The organism is Leptotrichia sp. oral taxon 223 (assembly GCF_013394795.1).
Lineage (GTDB): Bacteria > Fusobacteriota > Fusobacteriia > Fusobacteriales > Leptotrichiaceae > Leptotrichia.
In genome coordinates, this window is the sequence record NZ_JABXYU010000004.1 from 181,574 (window position 1) to 200,422 (window position 18,849).

Consider the following 18,849-nt stretch of genomic DNA (forward strand, 5'->3'; position numbering starts at 1 on the left):
AAAAAGTTAATGTAACAGAAAAGGAGTTTTCTCATTATTAATTTTGAGATTGCTCCTTTTTTCATCTTATCTATTTTTTACCTTATCTATTCCATATCAGAAATATTTCCTATTTTAAAGCATTTAACCCTGCTAAATTCAAGAAATTCCAAGGCTTGTTATAATGAGGCTGGAAGAAGAAGTCTACAAATGCCAATTCTTCTACAGTCATTTTATTTTGAATACATACTGACAATGTATTAATTGATTGTGTCAAGTCGATTTTAGAAGTTAATTGCGCTCCTAAAATTCTTCTGCTATTTTTTTCAAATACCACTTTTAATGTTACTTTTTCATAAGTTGGCATAAATTCAGGACGATAGTTGTCAACTGCAATTACGCTTTCTACTTCTATTCCTTCTTGTTTTGCAATTTCCTCTGTTAATCCAGTTGCAGCCATATTGTTTTCATAAATTTTAATTCCTGAAGTACCTTGTGTCCCGAGATGCTTAACTTTATTTTCAAGTAAGTTTATACCTGCTAATGTTCCCATTCTTACAGCATTTGTTGCAAGCGGAATATATCTTTCCCTTTGCAATGGATTATAAAATACCGAACAGCAGTCTCCTGCAGCCATAACGTCTTTATTGCTTGTTCTCATATATTCGTCAACTTTAATCGCTCCATTTGGCAGCATTTCAAGCTGTCCTTTAAACAATGAAGTGCTTGGCAGGAATCCAACGCACATAATTACCATATCTGCTTCATATTTATTTTTATCGGTAACTACCTTTGTTACATTTCCATTGCTTCCTTCAAATTTAACAACTTTTTCTCCAGTCGCAATTACAATTCCTCTATGTTTAAACGATTCTTCAGCAACATCTGTAAATTCCTTGTCAAAATATTTGCTCAAAATTCTTTCTTCTGCATCAACTAGGACAACTTCCTTCCCATTATCTCTGAATGCTTCAACAAGCTCCACTCCAATGTACCCTGCTCCAATAACAACAACTTTTTGTGAATGTTTTGCTCTTTCAATGATTTCATTTGAATGATTGTAATTTTTACAAAGCAAAATATTATTCAAGTCAATTCCTTCAATTGGTGGAATAATAGGCCAAGAACCAGATGTGATAATCAATTTGTCAAAAGATTCGTTAAATTCAATTCCAGTTTCCAGATTTACAACTCGCACTTTCTTACCTTCAATGTCGACACTTTTCACCTCGTGTTTCATTCTTGTTTCAACATTCATTTCTTTCAATTTTTCAGGCGAAGAATAAAACAATCCTTGAGGATCTTTCACAACTCCTCCCACATACAATGCAATTCCACAAGATAAGAACGAAATATTATCATTTCTTTCAAACACTGTTATCTCAACCTCAGGGTTAGTTTTTCTCAAATTCACAATGGCAGCCGTCCCAGCATGCGTACATCCAATTACTACAACTTTCATGCTTTTTAATTCTCCTTTACAATCTCTAATTTTAAATTTTATATCAAATTCCAATAATTTTTAAATCAAATTATTTTTTTCTCAATCTATTTTAATTATACTATATTTTGAAAAAAAATCAATGGTATTTTGAAATTTTTACAAATTTATATTCAAATAAAAATTACTTTTAAAATAAAAAGACTACTTTGAATTTTATTTTCCAAAATAGCCTTTTTCTAAATTTAATTCTTACTATTATAAATTGCAATATTAATTGTGTCATTTACCAAATTTTATTCTTTAGTTTCGTCATCGTTATCCTGATGTTCTTCATATTCGTCATATTCATTAACTTCACTAGGATCTTCTCCGTGATAATCTTTTTTATACTTTTTGTATTTATCTATCCAATCTAAAGACATACAAATCACACTTCCTTATATTTCTTTATAATTCACGTTAATCTTATATTTACAATATTCCTTGATACTTTATGCCATTTCTCCAATACACATTATTTACCATCACAGTTTCTTCAGGTAAATTAACTCCTTTTAATGCCCATTTTTTAAATTCTTCAAAACCTGTTCTGTCAACGATATAACCTATATGTTCTTTTGGAAGACTTCTGTCGATATATTTGTCAACGTATTCGTAAGTATTTTTTATAATTTTTATTATTGACTCTTCATCTGCCCAGAATAGCCAGTCTTCTGCCAGTCTTGGGTTTTGCTTCCCAGTTCTTCCCATTATTGCAAGTTTGTAATATTTTTTAGGGGATCTTGTCCATGCGCCTGTTGGGCAGTTTAAGACACATTCTCCACAGCCTATACATCTTTGATGATCTCTTACAGGTTTATAGTTTTTATATGAAATTGCTCCTGTTGAGAGCTTTTTACATTTTCTTTCACACATTCCGCAAGAAACACATTTAGATTCATCAAGTTCGGGTTTTGCCATTCCAATTATTCCAAAATCATGCATTCTGACTTTTTGACAGTCATTTGGACAGCCTGTTAATGCTACCTTAAAGTGAAAATCATTTGGAAATATTGCTTTTTCGATTTTCTTTGCAAATTCCGTCGTATTATAGGCACCTTTTGGACACACTTTGTTTCCGATGCAAGCGGCAATATTTCTTGTACCAGCAGCGGCATATCCTTTATCTTTATCCTTATAATTAATTTCCAATTTTTCCATGATTGGTTGCACCATTTTATTTACTTTCTCAATATCATTCCAAGAAATTCCCAACACTTCAAAACCTTGACGAGTTGTAATATGAACATTTCCATCTCCATAAGTATTAGCTATTTTTGCAACCATTTCCATTATTTCCCCAGTAATTGCTCCTCCTGGCACTCTCACACGCAATGCTGTTTTAGATCTGTCCTTTGTTACCCTGAATGCGTTTTTGGTAACAATTTTTCTATTTAAATCCATGCTCATTGTTTTTACCTCTTCTTTTGTTTTTTCTTAAAATTCATATCTTAATCAAGCAGTTTTTTTGCAAAATCGTATCTAAATACTGGCCCTTCAAGGCAAATATATGTTTCATCAATTTTACAATGTCCGCATTTCCCAACGGCACAGGACATCTTTCTTTCAAATGAAACCCATATTTTTTCAGTTGGAACACCTGTTTTTAGGATTTCAAGGCAAGAAAAATGCATCATTACTGGAGGACCTACAACAATGTATTCAACTTCATCCATATTTTCAGGAATCTTTAAATCTGGAATATATTTAGTAACCATTCCTTCGTGCATTTCGTCTTCTGTCTTTCCAATATTTCTTGCTGTTTCTACGTTATCCAATGTTACAAGTATTTCAATATTTTCTCTCCAACGTGAAAATTCCTCTTCAAAAATAACACTTTCATAATTTTTATATCCAACAATGATTTTAAAGGACTTCATTTGATCAGGATGTTTTGTAAAATATTCGATAATCGGACGAACTGGTGCAATTCCACTTCCTCCAATAACCATTACAATATGCTTATTTTTGTATTGTTCAATTGGGAATCCATGCCCGTAAGGCCCTCTCAAAAAAATTTTATCTCCTGCTTTCAGTTCAAAAATCTTGTCTGTAACTTTCCCAACTTTTCTAATAAGGAAATCAAGATAACCTTCCTCCAAGTCAAAATTTGCAATGGAAATAGGAGCTTCTCCAACTCCTGGTAATGAAACTTGCATAAACTGTCCAGCTTCTACACTTCCCTTTTTATATTCCACACGAAATAGCCATTCCAGCTCGGTAACTTTCTCGATGGACAAAAGTTTGTGAACAACCGGTAAAAATACGTTCATATCCATTATAGCCTGTTCATCCATATTTATTGTATTTAATGTGTTAATTATACTCATTCTGATTCTTCACCTCTTTTTTCAGCCGATATTCTTTTTAGTTCGGCACTTAGCTTGTTTATGCAATTTGAGAATGAAATGTATTCAGGACACGCATCATCACATCTTCCACATCCTGTACACATCTGATATCCAAATCTTTTCTTAAAATCAGATATTTTGTGCATTACCTTAAATCTCATTCTATCTCCATGTCTTTGTCTGAATGAATGACCGCCAGCCATATCTGTAAAGCCGTTCACATGACATGAAGCCCATACACGCCTTCTTTCCCCATTGTTTTCATTTTCACTGTAAAAAACGTCTTGTGTAGTCGTGCAGGTACAAGTTGGACAAACAAAGTTACATTTTCCACAGGCTATGCAACGGCTGTCATATTCACGCCATAAATCCAGATTTATTATATCTTCAAGTTCAATATTGTCAGGAATATCCACATGAATTTCGTTATCTTCTACGAATTCCATTTCAAATTCAACATTTTCACTTATTTTATTGCTATTATTTTCAGCAATTATTTCTTCAAGATATTTTTTCATTTTTTCATCTTTTACATCTAGGTACATTTCATTTATTTTATTTTCATCATTATTTCCATTGTTTTTCTCAGCGATAAGTTCTTTAAAATAAACCTTCAGCTCGTCATCTTTTATATCAGCAAATATTTCCTCTTCTGTAACTTTTATTCCAATATTATATTCATCTGTCTTATTAGTGCCCATATCTACACAAAAACAGTTCTCAAATGAATTTGGACATCCAAACACTACAAATTTAACTTTATCTCTGACTCTTTTGTAGTAAATATCCAAAAACTTATTATTCAAGTAAATGTCATCAACTCTTTTGACACCGTGTAAATCACAGCTTCTAAGAAATATAAGATATTTTTGCTCCTGTTCTTTGGGCATCTTACATCCTTCTTCTGTAAAATAGAACATTGTTTGCGTTATTGGCAGCATTATTTCCTTTGCTGAAAAATGAGATTTCTTGTCAAAACATATTTCATCAATTTTTTCAATTTCAGAATATCTGATTACAGAAGTATCTGAAAATGTACCACGAAATGGTATCTCAATTGGTGCATATATCTTGTATTCTTTTTTCAGCTTTTCAAGTGCCAGATTAAAATTTTCACGATTTAAACTGATTTTCATTTTCCCTCCTAAATTTTGCTTTATCTCTCCATTTAAAAATCATATTGCTTTTTATTTCAACTGCTATTTATCCTTTTTCGCCAAATAATAACAGGCAAAACCAACAAATCCTCCCCCAACAATATTCCCAAATGTTACAAATAATAAATTATAAAAATAGCCATTTAATGTTATTTCTTTTGCTCCATTATACATTATTCCCATCATTAAAAAAAAGCGTCATATTAGCGACACTATGCTCAAATCCAGCAGTTATAAAGGCAAATAGACACCAGAATACCATTATCAGCTTGGCAGTTTCCTCCTTCAGTTTTATCCCAGCCAGAACTGCAAGACATACAAGAATATTGCATAAAATTCCTTTAAAAAACAGTTCGTGCGGCAGTGCAGTAACTTTTGCCTTGGAAACCTTTACAATAAATTCCACAACAGGTTTTGAGGCGGAATTTGAAAACACATACATACACGCAAGTACGACTGATCCTGCGATATTTCCCACATAAGCCGCTATCCACATGAGAACCATATCCTTAAAACTTATGCCCTTGTTCAGAAGTCCCGCTATCCCGATCATATTATTTCCTGTAAAAAGTTCTGTTCCAAACACAACTACAAGGCTAAGCGCTATCCCAAAGCTGACTCCCATAAGAATTTTGTTAGTTGGCAAGCCGCTACTAACCCCACCAACCGTAAATGTCAATAAAATTCCAATACCAATAAACATTCCAGCCAAAAAGGCTGATAAAAAATATTTCCCTTTACTTTCTTTTAAAAGTCCTATTTTACCTTTTGCAGCATTCGTTACTAATTCCAAAGTTTCTTTATTCTTCATTCTTTTCTACTGTAATAAAACTATTTTTTATTACATTCTCCCTTCCTGTTAAATTTATTTGTGAAAAATTTCTTATATTAAATTATCACATAAATATATAAAAAAGTCCATAATGAATTTTATTTATTTTATATTTGTAATTATAATATTTTGAATATCTAAATTATAGTAAAATCATTTTAAAATTGAACTCAGAAGTTACTATTCCGCCTCAAATCTCGAGAACATTTAATTTTAACAGCTGAATATTTAAAGAATTTGAATACATAATAAAACTGTTTTAAAACGATTTTAGTAAAAAAAATAAAATTTCACAAAAAAGACACAATTTCTTCATTTTTTTGTCAAAATTTAGTGATATTATATTTTTGTCAATAAGAAATGACACAAAAATAAAACTATAAAATAGATAATCGGAGGAATTACTATGAAAAAAATAGGTAAAAATAGAATTTTAGGACTCGCTATATTAACTTCATTGTCAGTATTTGCAGGCACTACCCTTACAGCGGCGAATAATACCGGCAGAACAACTGCTACTGCAAACAGTACAACTGACGATGAATGTAAACCGCCACATAAATTACAAAAAGACAGCAATGGAAATCTTGTAGATGAAAACGGAAACATTATAAAAAAACTTGATCCCGCTAAAATTGAAGAATTAAAGAAAAAGCTGACTAATGGAAAAATTACAAAAGCTGAAGGTGCTGAAATTGCAAAAATTCTGGAAAGAAAAGGGCCTCATGAAAAACCGAATGATAAATGCAAGCCAAAAGACGCACCCAAAAGATTAACTGACACGGAAATTCAGTCACTAACAAATTCGTTAAACAGCGGAAAAGTTACAAAAGAAGAAGCTGCTAAATTAATAGAAATGCTAAATCATAAACCTAAAGGACCTAAACCTGATGATATGCCGCCTTTAGACTAATAAAAAATCAATCATACTAATAATAATGCTAACAAATATATTTTTAACAATTTATATCTTGAATAGTGAATTATTCTAATTCTCTCTCCATATTCGCTATTTAAGGAAAAAAATGGCAATCCAGCAAGTTATAAAAAATTATAATTTTGGACTGTCATTTTTTATATTTCTGCTTATCTTGAGTAATAAGCAAATTTTATTTTTTATTTTTAATTAATCCATTTTTTATCAAGTATTCCTTTGCCACATCATAAGCCTTTTTCCCGTTGACTCCCACTTCAAAGTTCATCTTACGCATCTCATCATCTGTAACTTTATTATACAGTTTATTTAAAATCTGTTCTAATTTAGGATATTTCTTCAAGGTTTCGCTTCGCATTAAAGGTGCTCCCTGATATGGAGGGAATAAATTTCTGTCATCTTCCAAAACCACCATTTTATACTGCTCCAGCTCACTATCTGTTGAATAAGCATCAATCACATTTATATCTCCGCTTTGCACCGCCACATATCGTAATTTCGGCTCAAATTCCTTAACATCAGGAAATTCAAAATTATAAAGTTTCTTCATGCCTTTGTATCCGTCTTCCCTGTCAACAAATTCTCTTGTAAAACCAACTTTGGCTTTATCTTTAACTCTTGCTAAGTCGGATATTTTTGTAAGATTATTTTCACTTGCAAATTTTTGTGAAACTCCAACTGCATAAGTGTTATTGTATGCCATTGGCTTTAACAGAACCATGTTATATTTTTTCAAAATTCCATTTCTAGCCTGCTCATAAACTTGCTCCTTAATATTGCTGACTGGCGTTTCGTTAAGAAATGTGAATACTACAGTTCCTGTAAATTCAGGATAAATATCAACTTCTCCTGATTTCAAGGCATTAAAGTTAAATGACGTAGTTCCAAAGCCTGATTTTAGTTCCACATCCACATTCATTTCATCCTCAATCAGAAGTTTATACATATTTATCAATATTTCCGGCTCTGTCCCCAATTTTCCTGAAATTACAATTTTATCTCTCTTGCTTTGCTTATTCATAACTGAATTTCCGGCAAAAAATACCATAAATAAAGCAATAAATGAAATTAAAATCACTTTCCAGTTTTTATTTTCCAGTTTCTTTAATACAAAATCAAACAGAACCGCTAGTAACGCCGATGGAATCGCCCCAAGCAAAATCAAATCCATATTATTCCTGTCAAGTCCAAGCAAAATCAATTTCCCAAGCCCTCCTGCACCGATTAACGAAGCAAGTGTCGCCGTTCCAATGATAAGCACTGTCGCTGTACGGATTCCCGCCATAATTACAGGCATTGCAAGTGGCAGCTGAATTTTAAAGAGCTGTTGTGCCTTGTTCATTCCCATAGCCCTTGAAGCCACCATATACACTGGATCAACGCCATTTATTCCCGTATATGTATTTCGTAAAATTGGAAGCAACGCATATATTACAAGTGCTGTAATTGCAGGTTTTCTACCAATTCCCATAATCGGAATAAGAAGTCCAAGTAGTGCAAGTGAAGGTATAGTTTGCATTATTGCTGTGAGTCCGATAATTATTTCTGCTATTTTCTTTTTGTAAGTCAAGTAAATTCCAAGCGGAATCGCAATAATCAAGGCAATTACAAGTGCATAAAACGAAATTTGCATATGCTCAAGGACAGCCTTGAAAAACTCCTCTTTACGCTCATAAAATACTTGAAAAAAGTGATTATTCATAATTTTCTCCTTTAATTTCTAAAATTTAATAATTTATAAAAGCCTACAAAATTCAATTAATTCAATGTTTTCAATTTTGATTTTTTTACTGTCATTAATCAGATTTTTTAGCCCTAAACCTGTTTTTATAATTTCTCTATTTCTAAGGCCAATTTCTCATATTCCCCATTTTCCTTCAATTTCTCAATAATTTTTTTATCAATTTCATTTTCAATATTCTTATCTGCCTCCAAACTGATAAATTCCCTTACAAATTCATCTTTTGGATTATTAATTAATTCGGATTTTGTTCCAGACTGAATAATTTTCCCATCCTTAATTATTAAAATCCTATCTCCCAAATAAAAGGCCTCCTCAATATCATGTGTTACAAAGACAATTGTCTTATTAATTTTCTGCTGCAATTCCTTTATATCCTTTTGCAAACTTTTCCTTGTAATCGGATCCAATGCGCTAAAAGGCTCATCCATCAGCATAATTTCAGGATCCCCTGCCAATGCCCTTGCAATACCAATTCTCTGTGCTTCTCCACCAGACAGCTCAGACGGCATTCTCTTCAAATATTTCTCGCTTTCCAGCCCAATCATTTCCAGAAGTTCTTCTGTCCTTGCCTTAATCTCTTCTTTCTTCCACCCTTTCAGTTCAGGCACAATACTTATATTTTCTTCTACTGTCATATGCGGAAACAAAGCTACCTGCTGCAAGACATACCCCATATTCCAACGCATTTTATGAATATTATATTCAAAAATATCCTTACCCTTTATTTTTATTTCCCCAGAAGTCGCATCCTCCAGCCGATTTATCATTTTCAAAGCCGTAGTTTTCCCGCTGCCAGAAGTTCCAATAAACACAATAAATTCTCCTTCATTTATTGAAAAATTTATATCTTTTACAGCTTCATTTCCATTCGGATACACTTTATTCACATTCTGAAATTCTATAATTTTGTTCATATTCTCTCCTTCCCATTATTTCTTACTTCTTTCCTTTTCAACCTTCTCTAAATTCTGTGAAATCCTTTCCAAAAACCCTTCACTCATCTCAATTTCCTCTTGAGAAAACCCTTCATAAACATAATTTGCCATGGTTTCAGAAATTTCCTCATATTCTTTTTTAAAGCCCTGTGCATACTCTGTAAGCTTTATCAATACTTTACGTCTGTCACCAGGATGAGGCCTTCTTTCTATCAGCCCAACCTTTTCAATCCTATCCAACATCGGTGTAAGCGTATTTATCGCAAGCCCGGTTTTTTCTGACAATTCCTTACATGTGATATTATCCTTTTCCCAAAGTATATGCAGTATTTTCCCACGTTCTCCATTAAATACTGTAATTTCCCTTTTTGACAAAATATGATTTAAGATTCTGTCATGTATTTGCTTAATTTTGCTTATGTATATTCCTAAATTTATTTTTTTATACATCTTTACCTCCATTCATTAAAAAATTTCTTGACTTTTTAGTTCTATATAGTATAATACTATAAAGAATTATATTTGTCAATTTAAAATTTAAAAATTAAGAAAGGAATTTTGTTATGATAAATAAAAAAAATACTATGAAAGCAGTTGTTCTCGAAAAACCTTGTACTGCTGATGAATTAAAAATTCAAAATATTGAAATTCCAAAAGTTAAAGAAGGCTGGGTACTTATAAAAATTAAGGCATTTGGAATAAATCGGGCTGAAATATTTACTAGAAATGGATTTTCTCCGTCTGTAAAATTGCCACGTGTGATTGGAATTGAATGCGTTGGCGTTATTGAAGACGCTTCCGACAGCGATTTTAAAAAGGGAGATAGAGTTTTCACAATGATGAATGGCTTGGGACGTGAATTTAACGGAAGTTACGCCGAATACACTCTTGTACCGTCTTCACAAGTTTATCCAATAACTATTTCAGAAACAGACTGGACAAAACTTGCAGCATACCCTGAACTTTACTATACCGCTTATGGCTCTTTATTCAAAAGCTTAAAATTAAAAAATACTGACACCCTATTAATTCGTGGTGGAACAAGTTCAGTGGCCCTTGCTTCAATTCAGCTTGCCAAAAGTTTTGGAAATACCGTAATCGCAACTTCAAGAAGTCAAACTAAAGCTGAATTTTTAAAAGAAATTGGAGCAGATTTCGTCTTAATTCAAGATGATACTTTTGACAGTCAGTTAAGAAAACATTTTCCTGATGGAATTGATAAAGTTCTCGATTTAATCGGCACACCAACATTGAAAAATTCCCTAAAATCTGTAAAACAAGGCGGAATAGTCTGTATGACAGGCTGTCTTGGAGGATGGGTAATTGAAAATTTTGAGCCACTTAGCGATATTCCTTCAGAATCTTACTTGACTTCATTTGACAGCACAAATGTAAATAGGACCACAATAAAAGAAATGTTTGATTTTATGGAAAAATATAATATAAAGCCACGAATTTCAAAAATATTTACACTAGATGAAATATCCTTGGCACATCAATACCTTGAATCAAATAGCGCTAACGGAAAAGTCATAGTAAAAACTCTTTAAAACTCAAAAGTTATAATTATTTTATCCAAACCTGAAAATATTCAATTATAGCAGTCCAATATTAAAAGATCTGGGCATATGATACATGTTCCAATCTAAAAAACAAAGATAAATTTCAATAACTTTAAGTAAAAATTAACTAATTAAAAATTAAAATAAAAGGAATTATTGCTATAATATATTTACCAAAGTTCAAAGGTAGATTGGAGGTTCTAATGAAAAAAATATTGATGCTAGCTGGAGCTATAATTATATCTGCAGTATCATTTGCAGATTTACAAAGTACAATCAAAAATCATTATAGCAATAAAACAATAGACTTGACTGTTGTATCAAGACCAAGACATAGCGAGGTGAGCAGTAGTGGAAATTCTTCTACAGCAGTAAGAGATCAAATTATCTCTTTTGCACAGACAAAATTAGGTTCACCATATGTTTGGGGAGCAACTGGTCCTAACAGTTTTGATTGTTCAGGCTTCGTTGGTTACGTATTCAAAAAAGCTGCTAATGTAAACTTGCCTAGAGTATCAAGTTCACAAGCAACATTTAAACCAAGAATTTCATCAATGAATATGACGAAAGGCGATTTGGTATTTTTTGAAACAACTGGAAAAGGTCGTATTTCTCACGTAGGTATCTACATGGGTAATAGACAGTTCATTCACGCTTCTTCTGGAAGTAGAAGGGTAACAGTTTCTAGTTTAGACAGTAATTTTTACAACAAGACATTTAGATGGGCAATTAATCCATTTAGTTAATCTATGAATTAATTTCTTATAAATAAATATATTCTTTACATAAAATCTTGTGTATAACAAGAAAACATAAAATCAGATAGATTTTGAAAAATAAAAAAACTTTGGAATAGGGAGTTATATCTTGGTAAAGATATTTCTCCTTTTTTTGTTTTAACTTTTGATTATAAGTATTTTATTTGACAATCATTAAAAATATCACTGATTTCAGGGTTTTCATACACGCCCTAAAAAAATTTTTTGTCCCTAAATTTTGTCCCCAAATATAAAAATAGGCTATCGTTAGCCTATCCTCATATACTCTAATTTGCCTTGTTTTCAATCATTTTTTCAACTAAGTTTCTGGCATGGTCCCCGATTCTTGTGAAGTGTGATACAACATCTATGTAATAAAGTCCAGCTTTTACATCGCACTCATGCTTGCTTACCCGTTTTATATGGGCTTTTCTAACTTCTTTTTCTTTAGTGTAAAGTTTATTATGTAAATCGACTACTGTGAATGCTTTTTCTGTATCATTGTTTTTTAACGCTTCTTCAGCCGTTTCGATTATTTGTTTTGAGATTAGGAATAATTTTTGTACTTCCTCATGAGCTATCTCTGTAAATACTAATTTTTTCTTAATTTCATATCTAGTATCTCTTACGATTCCGACTGCATGATCTCCTATACGCTCTACATCACGGCACATATCAAGATACATGCTGATTTCTTCTCCATCCTTTTCAGTTATATGCTCCTGTGACAACGTAGTTAAGTATTTTGTAATTTCCTGATCAATATTATTTATTGCATCTTCTGTTTTTTCTACTTTTTCTGCTGTTTTTTCATTGTGATCATGGAAAAATTCAACTGATCTTTCTAAACTTTTTAGTGCAAGTGAAATCATTGAAAGCATCTCCTGCTTTACTTGCCCCAATGCAATTGAAGGTGTGTATATTAACGCCGTATCTAAGTATTTTGGCTTGTTTTCAACTTTATCTTCATCTTTTTCCTTAATCAGTTTTACAACAACGTACTCAAGCACACCGATAAATGGAAATAATAAAACTGTTGTCATAATGTTAAATGAACCATGTGCAAATGCTATTGTTACTTTTGGATTCAAATGAAGAAAGTGAGCCATTTTTTCTACAAATATTGAAAATGGTGATAATAAAATCATAAAAATAACTGTTCCGATAACATTAAACATTGTATGCGACAAGGCCAGTCTTTTTGCCGAAGTATTTGCCCCAATTACTGCGATGATTGCTGTTATGGTTGTCCCTATATTATCTCCAAAAAGTACAGGCAATGCTGCTTTTAGCGTTATAAGGTGTTCTTTATATACATTTTGCAGAATACTGATTGTAGCACTTGAAGCCTGAACCAGCATTGTGATTATTGTTCCAATAAATACTCCTAAAATTGGACTATTGCTTAACTTTACTGTCAATTCCGTAAATGCTGGCAGATGTTTAAGTGGTTCCATTGCGCTTGACATCAATGTTAATGCAAAAAATATCCCACCAAAACCAAATAAAATCCTACCTAAATTATTTATAAAATTATGTTTTACAAAAAACAGGCATGCAGCCCCTAAAAATAATATTGGCAATGCATAATGCGTAATATTAAATCCAATTATGAAAGTTGTAATTGTTGTACCGATATTGGCTCCCATAACAATTCCAATCGCCTGTCTTAAAGTCAAAAGTCCTGCTCCGACTAGTCCTATCGTAATAACTGTTGTTCCTGAACTCGATTGTATTAAAGCTGTTACCAAAATCCCAACTAAAACGCCTAAGAATGGTGAGGTTGTATATTTATCCAAAATATATCGAAGCCTATCTCCAGCCGCCATTTGCAGCCCGTCCCCCATATACTTTATACAAAACAGGAATAATCCCAGTCCACCCAGGAATCCAAATGCCATCTGCTGGTAGTTAATCACACTGACTGCTACTCCATTCATCAAATCAATCCTCTCTTACATTTTAAATTTTTAATTTGCTTAATTTCTTCTCCAGTTATACTTATATCATATTTTTTCTAAATTTGCTATCTTTTTTTGCTATGAAAACTGAATAAAATTATTAATTAAAATTTGAATATTATCCCGGCAATAGCCGCAATTAAAATTAATACAATCGGATGCAAGTCAAATTTTTTCATTATCCCAAAAATAGCAGCCGCTAAAATTATTGACTTATAATTCAGCAAATCAGCCAAATTCTGAGTAATTTGGTATTTTGGCAAGTTTAAAAGCGTTATTTTTGCAACCCCTAAACCTGCCGCTACAATTAGCCCTGTTGATGCGGGACGTAATCCGTAAAATATTTTTTGCACTAAAGCTGCTTCTTTAAATTTTGTCAAGGCTTTTGAAATTGCAATTATTATAACTACTGACGGGAATACCAAAGCTGTCGGAGCTGTTACTGCACCTGCTAAGCCAGATATTGAAAATCCCACATAGGTTGCCATATTTATTCCCATAGGGCCGGGAGTGGATTGTGAAATGGCAATCATATTTGACACGTCCCCTGCCGTGTACCAGCCAGTTCTTTTCCCAATATCATATAGGAACGGAAGCGTTGCAAGTCCGCCACCTACTGCAAATAAGCCTGTTTTAAAAAATTCAAACGATAATGCCATCAATTTGATTAATTCTACTTTCATTATTTATCCTCCTTTTTCACAAAATTTTTTATAAGAATACCTGAAATTCCTGCCAAAACTACAATTAAAGCTGGAGAAATCCAATTTGTAATTGACAACACAATCACTGTGATAAAAATTACTAAACAAAATTTATCAACTACCGATTTTTTTGCCATTTTTCTCACTGCTTCAAAAATAAGTACACAGACACAGGCTCTAACACCATTAAAAGCATACTGCACCGGCTTATAGCTGGCAAAATTTTTCAAAAAAGCCGCAATTACTGTAATAATGATTAATGACGGAAACACCATGCCTGCCGTAGCAACAATCCCCCCGATAATGCCTTTTGTTTTATATCCAACAAAAGTAGATGTATTTATGGCAATAATTCCTGGAGTAACTTGTCCAATCGCAAAATAATCCATAATTTCATCCTCTTTTGCCCATTTATGCCTTTCCACTATTTCCTTTTGCAGCATCGGCAACATTGCATATCCGCCACCAAATGTAAATAATCCTATTTTTGCAAATACAAAAAATAATTCAATTAATTCTTTCATAGCTTTTATTACCCTTTTTATTTTTTATGTTTAAAGGATAATCTCTCCTTTCATTTTTAAAAAATTTCCTTAAAATCCTTTTTTTAATTATAAATTTAGATTACATGATTTCAAGATTTATAAGATATTTTAACATATTTTACTTAATTTTTTACAAAAAAATTTATTTGTTGCATTTTTTCCATATCATAAAGTTAAATTACTTAAATATTTTTATTTTTTACTTTATATAAAACTAACTTTATAGAAAATTTTTAAAAATAATAAAAATCTTGTAAAATCATTTGACTTAGCCTAATTCTTTTTGCTATAATAAACATAAGAGATAATAAATTTTAGGAGGAATGTAAAAATGAAAATTGTAGTTTTCGATGCAAAACCTTATGATATTGAGTTTTTTGACAAATGGAATGAAACATTTGGGGCAAATATTACGTATTTCGAAGAAAAATTAAGCCTGAAAAATGTGATGCTTACAAAATACCAAGATGTTGTCTGCACATTCGTAAATGATGATTTGAATGCAAAAGTATTGAACATACTTTCAAAAAATGGAGTTAGGGTTATTGCTGCAAGATGTGCCGGTTATAACAATATTGACTTAAAGGCTGCCCGTGAAAACAGAATTACTGTGTTAAGAGTGCCTGCATACTCTCCATATGCTGTTGCTGAGCATTCATTAGCTCTTCTTATGTCAGTAAACAGAAAAACTCACAAAGCTTATAACAGAACAAGAGAAGGTAACTTTAGCTTGGCAGGATTAACTGGAATGGATTTAAATGGAAAAACTGCCGGAATTATAGGAACTGGTAGAATCGCAAGAATTTTCATAAAAATTTTAAATGGATTAGGAATGAAAGTCATTGGTTATGATAAATTCCCTAATGAACAAGCTGCAAAAGAAGGTAACTTCACTTATGTAACATTAGATGAAGTATTTGCAAATTCTGATGTGATTTCATTACATTGCCCATTATTCCCTGAAACAAGACACACAATTAACAAAGAAACTATTGCTAAAATGAAAGATGGCGTTATTATCATCAATGCTGCCAGAGGTGGATTAATTGATACTGAAGCGCTAGTTGAAGGATTAAAAGATAAAAAAATCGGTGGAGCAGGACTTGATGTTTATGAAAATGAAAGCAGCTATTTCTTTGAAGATGAATCAGCAAGCGTGCTAGAAGATGATTTGCTGGCTAGATTGCTGTCATTTAACAATGTTGTCTTAACTTCTCACCAGGCATTCCTAACAAAAGAAGCGTTAGACAATATTGCTGAAGCAACATTTAACAATATTTTATCCTATGTAAAAGAAGAACCATTGACAAACGAAGTTTGGTACAACGAAGAAACTGGTAAAGTTGTTGAAGGTTTAAGAAAATAATTGTCATTTAAAATATTTAAAAAAGTTTTTAGAAAATAAAAACTTAAAGAGAGGCTGTTTTAAAAAGCAGCTTCTTTTAATACTTTCCTAAAATTTGAAAAAAAAGAGGTTTAAAAATATGGATTTATTTGAAATAAAAAAACAGAATGAAATAAATGAAACTAATATTGAAGAAATCAGGAGGCATCTTTGACATTGAAAATTTAAAAAATGAAATTGATAACTTGGAAAAAAAGACGTTTGAGGCAGATTTTTGGAATAATAAGAATAGTCAGGAAATATTGAAAAATATCAGTACGAAAAAAAAGCTGCTTGAAGAATATACTAATTTAAACGGGCTTTTTGAAGATGTTTCTACAATCATTGAATTTATTGAGATGGGGGACAATTCATTTGCAAATGAACTTGAGCAGAAGGCACAGGATTTAAAGAATGAAATTGATAATTTTAAGACAAAATTGCTTCTGGATGAGGAATACGACATAAATAATGCTATTCTTACGATAAATTCGGGAGCTGGCGGAACCGAGGCATGTGACTGGGCTGAAATGCTTTACAGAATGTACGACAGGTGGGCAAACCGGCATAATTTCAAAGTTGAAATTCTTGACAGCCTAGCTGGAGAAGAAGCTGGAATAAAAAGTATAACACTAAATATAAAGGGAAATTACGCTTATGGATATCTAAAAGGGGAAAAAGGCGTACATAGACTTGTCAGAATTTCCCCGTTTGACTCGAATGCCAGACGCCATACTTCATTTGCCGCAGTAAATGTTACCCCAGAAATAGAAGATGACGTTGAAATAGATATTCACACAGAAGACTTGAAAATTGACACTTACAGGGCAAGCGGTGCTGGAGGGCAGCATGTAAACACAACAGACTCAGCTGTAAGAATCACACATATTCCAACAAATACAGTAGTTACCTGCCAAAACGAACGTTCACAGCTAAAAAACCGTGAAACTGCAATGAAAATCTTAAAATCCAAATTATTCGAGCTGGAATTAGAAAAGCGTGAAAAGGAAATGGCAGAATTAAAAGGAACCGAATCAAAAATCGAATGGGGAAGCCAAATCCGTTCATATGTCTTCCAACCTTACAAAATGGTAAAGGATCATAGGACAAAGGCAGAAGAAGGAAATGTGGAAAAAGTTATGGATGGAGATATCGACTTATTTATAAATGAATATTTAAAATACGCTAAATCCTAATAATGTACTTAAAATTTAAAATAATTTTACTTATAATAACTAAAATAATTGAAAGGCTTAAAATATGAAAAATACTAGATGTCCGTGGGCAAAATCTGAAAATGACATTGCCTACCACGATACTGAATGGGGAGTGCCTTCCCACGATGACAGTTATATTTTTGAAATGCTAATATTGGAGGGCTTTCAGGCTGGACTTAGCTGGAATCTTATTTTGAATAAAAGAGAGAATTTTAGAAGTGCTTTTGATAATTTTGATTATAAAAAAATTGCAAAATATGATGAAAACAAGTTGGCTGAACTATCTGAAAATAAAGGGATTGTTAGAAATAAATTAAAAATAGCTGCTTCTGTTAAAAACGCCCTTGCATTCATGGAAGTACAAAAGGAATTTGGCTCATTTGACAAGTACATCTGGAATTTTACAGATAATAAGCAAATTATAAATAGCTGGAAAGACATATCAGAAGTGCCTGCTACTACTGAATTATCGGATAAAATTAGTAAAGATTTGAAAAAACGTGGCTTTAAATTTGTTGGATCTACAATCATTTATTCTTTCTTACAGGCAATCGGAATAGTTGATGACCATTTAATTAGTTGTCCTTATAAAAAATCAGCTAAATAATTATTTATAAAATTTTATTCATATTTGATTTTTTTTATCGTAAGGGCACTAGACGCCATGCCCTTACAACCCTGCTTCTCGAATTTTAATTATCGGGATAAACTATTTATTTCTTCAACAGCTTCCTCAAACTGTTCTTTTGAAATATTAAATGAATTAAGAGCCTTCAAAAGCTGTTTTGCATTATAATAGCCAATTTTTAAAATATCTCCAAGCATTATTCTACGTTCCTTTGCATTACTTCCCAAAACAAATCCATTATCAATCAAATCACTAATATTAAATCTATTTTCACCATCTTGATTAGCTGTAATAACATTTTTCAAAGCCTCTAAAATTACTTTGTCATTAGCATTTTCCACTCCGATATTATCATTTTTAGTTGCATCTCTTTGACTCACGAAAGCGTGCTTTATATTCGGAATATATCTTTTTAATATGTCACGAATTTTTTTTCCTGCAAAATCAGGATCTGTAAATAAAATTAAATCGTTATTTTTTGACAGTTCAACTATTTTATTTATTGTTTTTTTAGATAATGCGGAAAAGCCGTTTAAGGCAATAATATGTGCATCTACAACTCGTTTTATGGCTGTTATGTCATCTCGCCCTTCGACTACTATAATTTCGTTTATTTTCAGTTTTTCTTTTTGTTTATTTGGCTCTTTTTTCATTTAATATTTCCTTCTGATTTTT

20 protein-coding genes are annotated in these 18,849 nt (G+C 32.0%); 6 read left to right on the top strand and 14 right to left on the bottom strand.

Going from position 1 to position 18,849, the window contains the following annotated elements; translation table 11 throughout:
• Nucleotides 1-109: 109 nt before the first annotated feature.
• From HW275_RS11065 to HW275_RS11085, 7 genes are all read right to left on the bottom strand, one after another.
• The gene (locus HW275_RS11065; RefSeq protein ID WP_178936610.1) at nt 110-1,441 is read right to left on the bottom strand and encodes an FAD-dependent oxidoreductase; all 1,332 of its coding nucleotides are present in this window, start codon (nt 1,439-1,441) and stop codon (nt 110-112) included.
• A 275-nt stretch (nt 1,442-1,716) separates the two neighbouring features.
• Entirely contained in the window at nt 1,717-1,845 is a 129-nt protein-coding gene (locus tag HW275_RS12480; RefSeq protein WP_255460099.1) for a hypothetical protein, read from the bottom strand.
• Nucleotides 1,846-1,894: 49 nt separating this feature from the next.
• Nucleotides 1,895-2,872, bottom strand: coding sequence for a sulfite reductase subunit C (asrC, locus tag HW275_RS11070; protein WP_178936611.1), 978 nt, complete (start codon nt 2,870-2,872; stop codon nt 1,895-1,897).
• A gap of 41 nt (nt 2,873-2,913) precedes the next feature.
• Nucleotides 2,914-3,792, bottom strand: coding sequence for an anaerobic sulfite reductase subunit AsrB (asrB, locus tag HW275_RS11075; protein WP_255460100.1), 879 nt, complete (start codon nt 3,790-3,792; stop codon nt 2,914-2,916).
• Nucleotides 3,789-4,949: a 4Fe-4S dicluster domain-containing protein gene (locus HW275_RS11080; RefSeq protein ID WP_178936612.1), complete on the bottom strand. Its 1,161-nt coding sequence runs from the start codon at nt 4,947-4,949 to the stop codon at nt 3,789-3,791. The genes asrB and HW275_RS11080 overlap by 4 nt, the downstream gene beginning before the upstream one ends.
• A gap of 63 nt (nt 4,950-5,012) precedes the next feature.
• Nucleotides 5,013-5,144: a formate/nitrite transporter family protein gene (locus HW275_RS12485; RefSeq protein ID WP_255460101.1), complete on the bottom strand. Its 132-nt coding sequence runs from the start codon at nt 5,142-5,144 to the stop codon at nt 5,013-5,015.
• Entirely contained in the window at nt 5,137-5,781 is a 645-nt protein-coding gene (locus HW275_RS11085; protein WP_255460102.1) for a formate/nitrite transporter family protein, read from the bottom strand. Before HW275_RS11085 ends, HW275_RS12485 begins: the two co-directional genes overlap by 8 nt.
• 427 nt (nt 5,782-6,208) lie before the next feature.
• Between HW275_RS11085 and HW275_RS11090 the strand changes: the two genes are divergently transcribed.
• On the top strand, nt 6,209-6,715 hold the full coding sequence (locus HW275_RS11090; RefSeq protein WP_178936613.1) for a hypothetical protein: 507 nt from the start codon (nt 6,209-6,211) through the stop codon (nt 6,713-6,715).
• 196 nt (nt 6,716-6,911) lie between these two features.
• Here the strand turns inward: HW275_RS11090 and HW275_RS11095 are convergent, their stop codons facing one another.
• From HW275_RS11095 to HW275_RS11105, 3 genes are all read right to left on the bottom strand, one after another.
• Complete coding sequence (locus HW275_RS11095; RefSeq protein ID WP_178936614.1) at nt 6,912-8,438, bottom strand: ABC transporter permease/substrate-binding protein; 1,527 nt, start codon at nt 8,436-8,438, stop codon at nt 6,912-6,914.
• Nucleotides 8,439-8,563: 125 nt separating this feature from the next.
• Entirely contained in the window at nt 8,564-9,394 is an 831-nt protein-coding gene (locus HW275_RS11100) for an ABC transporter ATP-binding protein (protein ID WP_178936615.1), read from the bottom strand.
• A 15-nt stretch (nt 9,395-9,409) separates the two neighbouring features.
• Complete coding sequence (locus HW275_RS11105) at nt 9,410-9,865, bottom strand: MarR family winged helix-turn-helix transcriptional regulator (RefSeq protein ID WP_178936616.1); 456 nt, start codon at nt 9,863-9,865, stop codon at nt 9,410-9,412.
• 113 nt (nt 9,866-9,978) lie between these two features.
• Here HW275_RS11105 and HW275_RS11110 point away from each other — a divergent pair, with 113 nt between their 5' ends.
• Together HW275_RS11110 and HW275_RS11115 are read left to right on the top strand one after the other, a co-directional pair.
• A complete protein-coding gene (locus tag HW275_RS11110; RefSeq protein ID WP_218975160.1) occupies nt 9,979-10,965 on the top strand; it encodes a zinc-binding alcohol dehydrogenase family protein in 987 nt (328 codons plus the stop codon).
• 215 nt (nt 10,966-11,180) lie between these two features.
• Nucleotides 11,181-11,723, top strand: coding sequence for a C40 family peptidase (locus HW275_RS11115; protein ID WP_178936617.1), 543 nt, complete (start codon nt 11,181-11,183; stop codon nt 11,721-11,723).
• Between the two features lie 299 nt (nt 11,724-12,022).
• On the opposite strand, the gene HW275_RS11120 is transcribed toward HW275_RS11115, so the two are convergent.
• From HW275_RS11120 to HW275_RS11130, 3 genes are all read right to left on the bottom strand, one after another.
• A complete protein-coding gene (locus HW275_RS11120; protein WP_178936618.1) occupies nt 12,023-13,675 on the bottom strand; it encodes a Na/Pi cotransporter family protein in 1,653 nt (550 codons plus the stop codon).
• A 125-nt stretch (nt 13,676-13,800) separates the two neighbouring features.
• A complete protein-coding gene (locus tag HW275_RS11125; protein ID WP_218975161.1) occupies nt 13,801-14,379 on the bottom strand; it encodes a chromate transporter in 579 nt (192 codons plus the stop codon).
• A complete protein-coding gene (locus HW275_RS11130; RefSeq protein WP_178936619.1) occupies nt 14,379-14,924 on the bottom strand; it encodes a chromate transporter in 546 nt (181 codons plus the stop codon). Before HW275_RS11130 ends, HW275_RS11125 begins: the two co-directional genes overlap by 1 nt.
• 352 nt (nt 14,925-15,276) lie before the next feature.
• Here HW275_RS11130 and HW275_RS11135 point away from each other — a divergent pair, with 352 nt between their 5' ends.
• From HW275_RS11135 to HW275_RS11145, 3 genes are all read left to right on the top strand, one after another.
• On the top strand, nt 15,277-16,311 hold the full coding sequence (locus HW275_RS11135) for a 2-hydroxyacid dehydrogenase (RefSeq protein WP_178936620.1): 1,035 nt from the start codon (nt 15,277-15,279) through the stop codon (nt 16,309-16,311).
• A gap of 118 nt (nt 16,312-16,429) precedes the next feature.
• Nucleotides 16,430-17,525, top strand: a protein-coding gene (gene prfB, locus HW275_RS11140) for a peptide chain release factor 2 (RefSeq protein ID WP_178936621.1) whose coding sequence is annotated in 2 segments (ribosomal slippage) — nt 16,430-16,501 and nt 16,503-17,525 — 1,095 coding nt in all. Because the reading frame shifts where the segments join, the coding sequence is not laid out codon by codon here.
• Between the two features lie 64 nt (nt 17,526-17,589).
• Entirely contained in the window at nt 17,590-18,153 is a 564-nt protein-coding gene (locus HW275_RS11145; protein ID WP_178936622.1) for a DNA-3-methyladenine glycosylase I, read from the top strand.
• A gap of 89 nt (nt 18,154-18,242) precedes the next feature.
• On the opposite strand, the gene rnmV is transcribed toward HW275_RS11145, so the two are convergent.
• Complete coding sequence (gene rnmV, locus HW275_RS11150; protein WP_178936623.1) at nt 18,243-18,827, bottom strand: ribonuclease M5; 585 nt, start codon at nt 18,825-18,827, stop codon at nt 18,243-18,245.
• Nucleotides 18,828-18,849 lie beyond the last annotated feature (22 nt).

What these genes read in the sequence shown, in the direction of transcription:
- HW275_RS11065 (WP_178936610.1), bottom strand. Translation starts at nt 1,441, where the DNA reads ATGAAAGTTGTAGTAATTGGATGTACGCATGCTGGGACGGCTGCCATT.
- HW275_RS11090 (WP_178936613.1), top strand. Translation starts at nt 6,209, where the DNA reads ATGAAAAAAATAGGTAAAAATAGAATTTTAGGACTCGCTATATTAACT.
- HW275_RS11095 (WP_178936614.1), bottom strand. Translation starts at nt 8,438, where the DNA reads ATGAATAATCACTTTTTTCAAGTATTTTATGAGCGTAAAGAGGAGTTT.
- HW275_RS11135 (WP_178936620.1), top strand. Translation starts at nt 15,277, where the DNA reads ATGAAAATTGTAGTTTTCGATGCAAAACCTTATGATATTGAGTTTTTT.
- HW275_RS11120 (WP_178936618.1), bottom strand. Translation starts at nt 13,675, where the DNA reads ATGAATGGAGTAGCAGTCAGTGTGATTAACTACCAGCAGATGGCATTT.
- HW275_RS11130 (WP_178936619.1), bottom strand. Translation starts at nt 14,924, where the DNA reads ATGAAAGAATTAATTGAATTATTTTTTGTATTTGCAAAAATAGGATTA.
- HW275_RS12480 (WP_255460099.1), bottom strand. Translation starts at nt 1,845, where the DNA reads ATGTCTTTAGATTGGATAGATAAATACAAAAAGTATAAAAAAGATTAT.
- HW275_RS11110 (WP_218975160.1), top strand. Translation starts at nt 9,979, where the DNA reads ATGATAAATAAAAAAAATACTATGAAAGCAGTTGTTCTCGAAAAACCT.
- HW275_RS11105 (WP_178936616.1), bottom strand. Translation starts at nt 9,865, where the DNA reads ATGTATAAAAAAATAAATTTAGGAATATACATAAGCAAAATTAAGCAA.
- rnmV (WP_178936623.1), bottom strand. Translation starts at nt 18,827, where the DNA reads ATGAAAAAAGAGCCAAATAAACAAAAAGAAAAACTGAAAATAAACGAA.
- HW275_RS11080 (WP_178936612.1), bottom strand. Translation starts at nt 4,949, where the DNA reads ATGAAAATCAGTTTAAATCGTGAAAATTTTAATCTGGCACTTGAAAAG.
- HW275_RS11125 (WP_218975161.1), bottom strand. Translation starts at nt 14,379, where the DNA reads ATGAAAGTAGAATTAATCAAATTGATGGCATTATCGTTTGAATTTTTT.
- HW275_RS11145 (WP_178936622.1), top strand. Translation starts at nt 17,590, where the DNA reads ATGAAAAATACTAGATGTCCGTGGGCAAAATCTGAAAATGACATTGCC.
- HW275_RS11115 (WP_178936617.1), top strand. Translation starts at nt 11,181, where the DNA reads ATGAAAAAAATATTGATGCTAGCTGGAGCTATAATTATATCTGCAGTA.
- asrB (WP_255460100.1), bottom strand. Translation starts at nt 3,792, where the DNA reads ATGAGTATAATTAACACATTAAATACAATAAATATGGATGAACAGGCT.
- asrC (WP_178936611.1), bottom strand. Translation starts at nt 2,872, where the DNA reads ATGAGCATGGATTTAAATAGAAAAATTGTTACCAAAAACGCATTCAGG.
- HW275_RS11100 (WP_178936615.1), bottom strand. Translation starts at nt 9,394, where the DNA reads ATGAACAAAATTATAGAATTTCAGAATGTGAATAAAGTGTATCCGAAT.
- HW275_RS12485 (WP_255460101.1), bottom strand. Translation starts at nt 5,144, where the DNA reads ATGTATAATGGAGCAAAAGAAATAACATTAAATGGCTATTTTTATAAT.
- HW275_RS11085 (WP_255460102.1), bottom strand. Translation starts at nt 5,781, where the DNA reads ATGAAGAATAAAGAAACTTTGGAATTAGTAACGAATGCTGCAAAAGGT.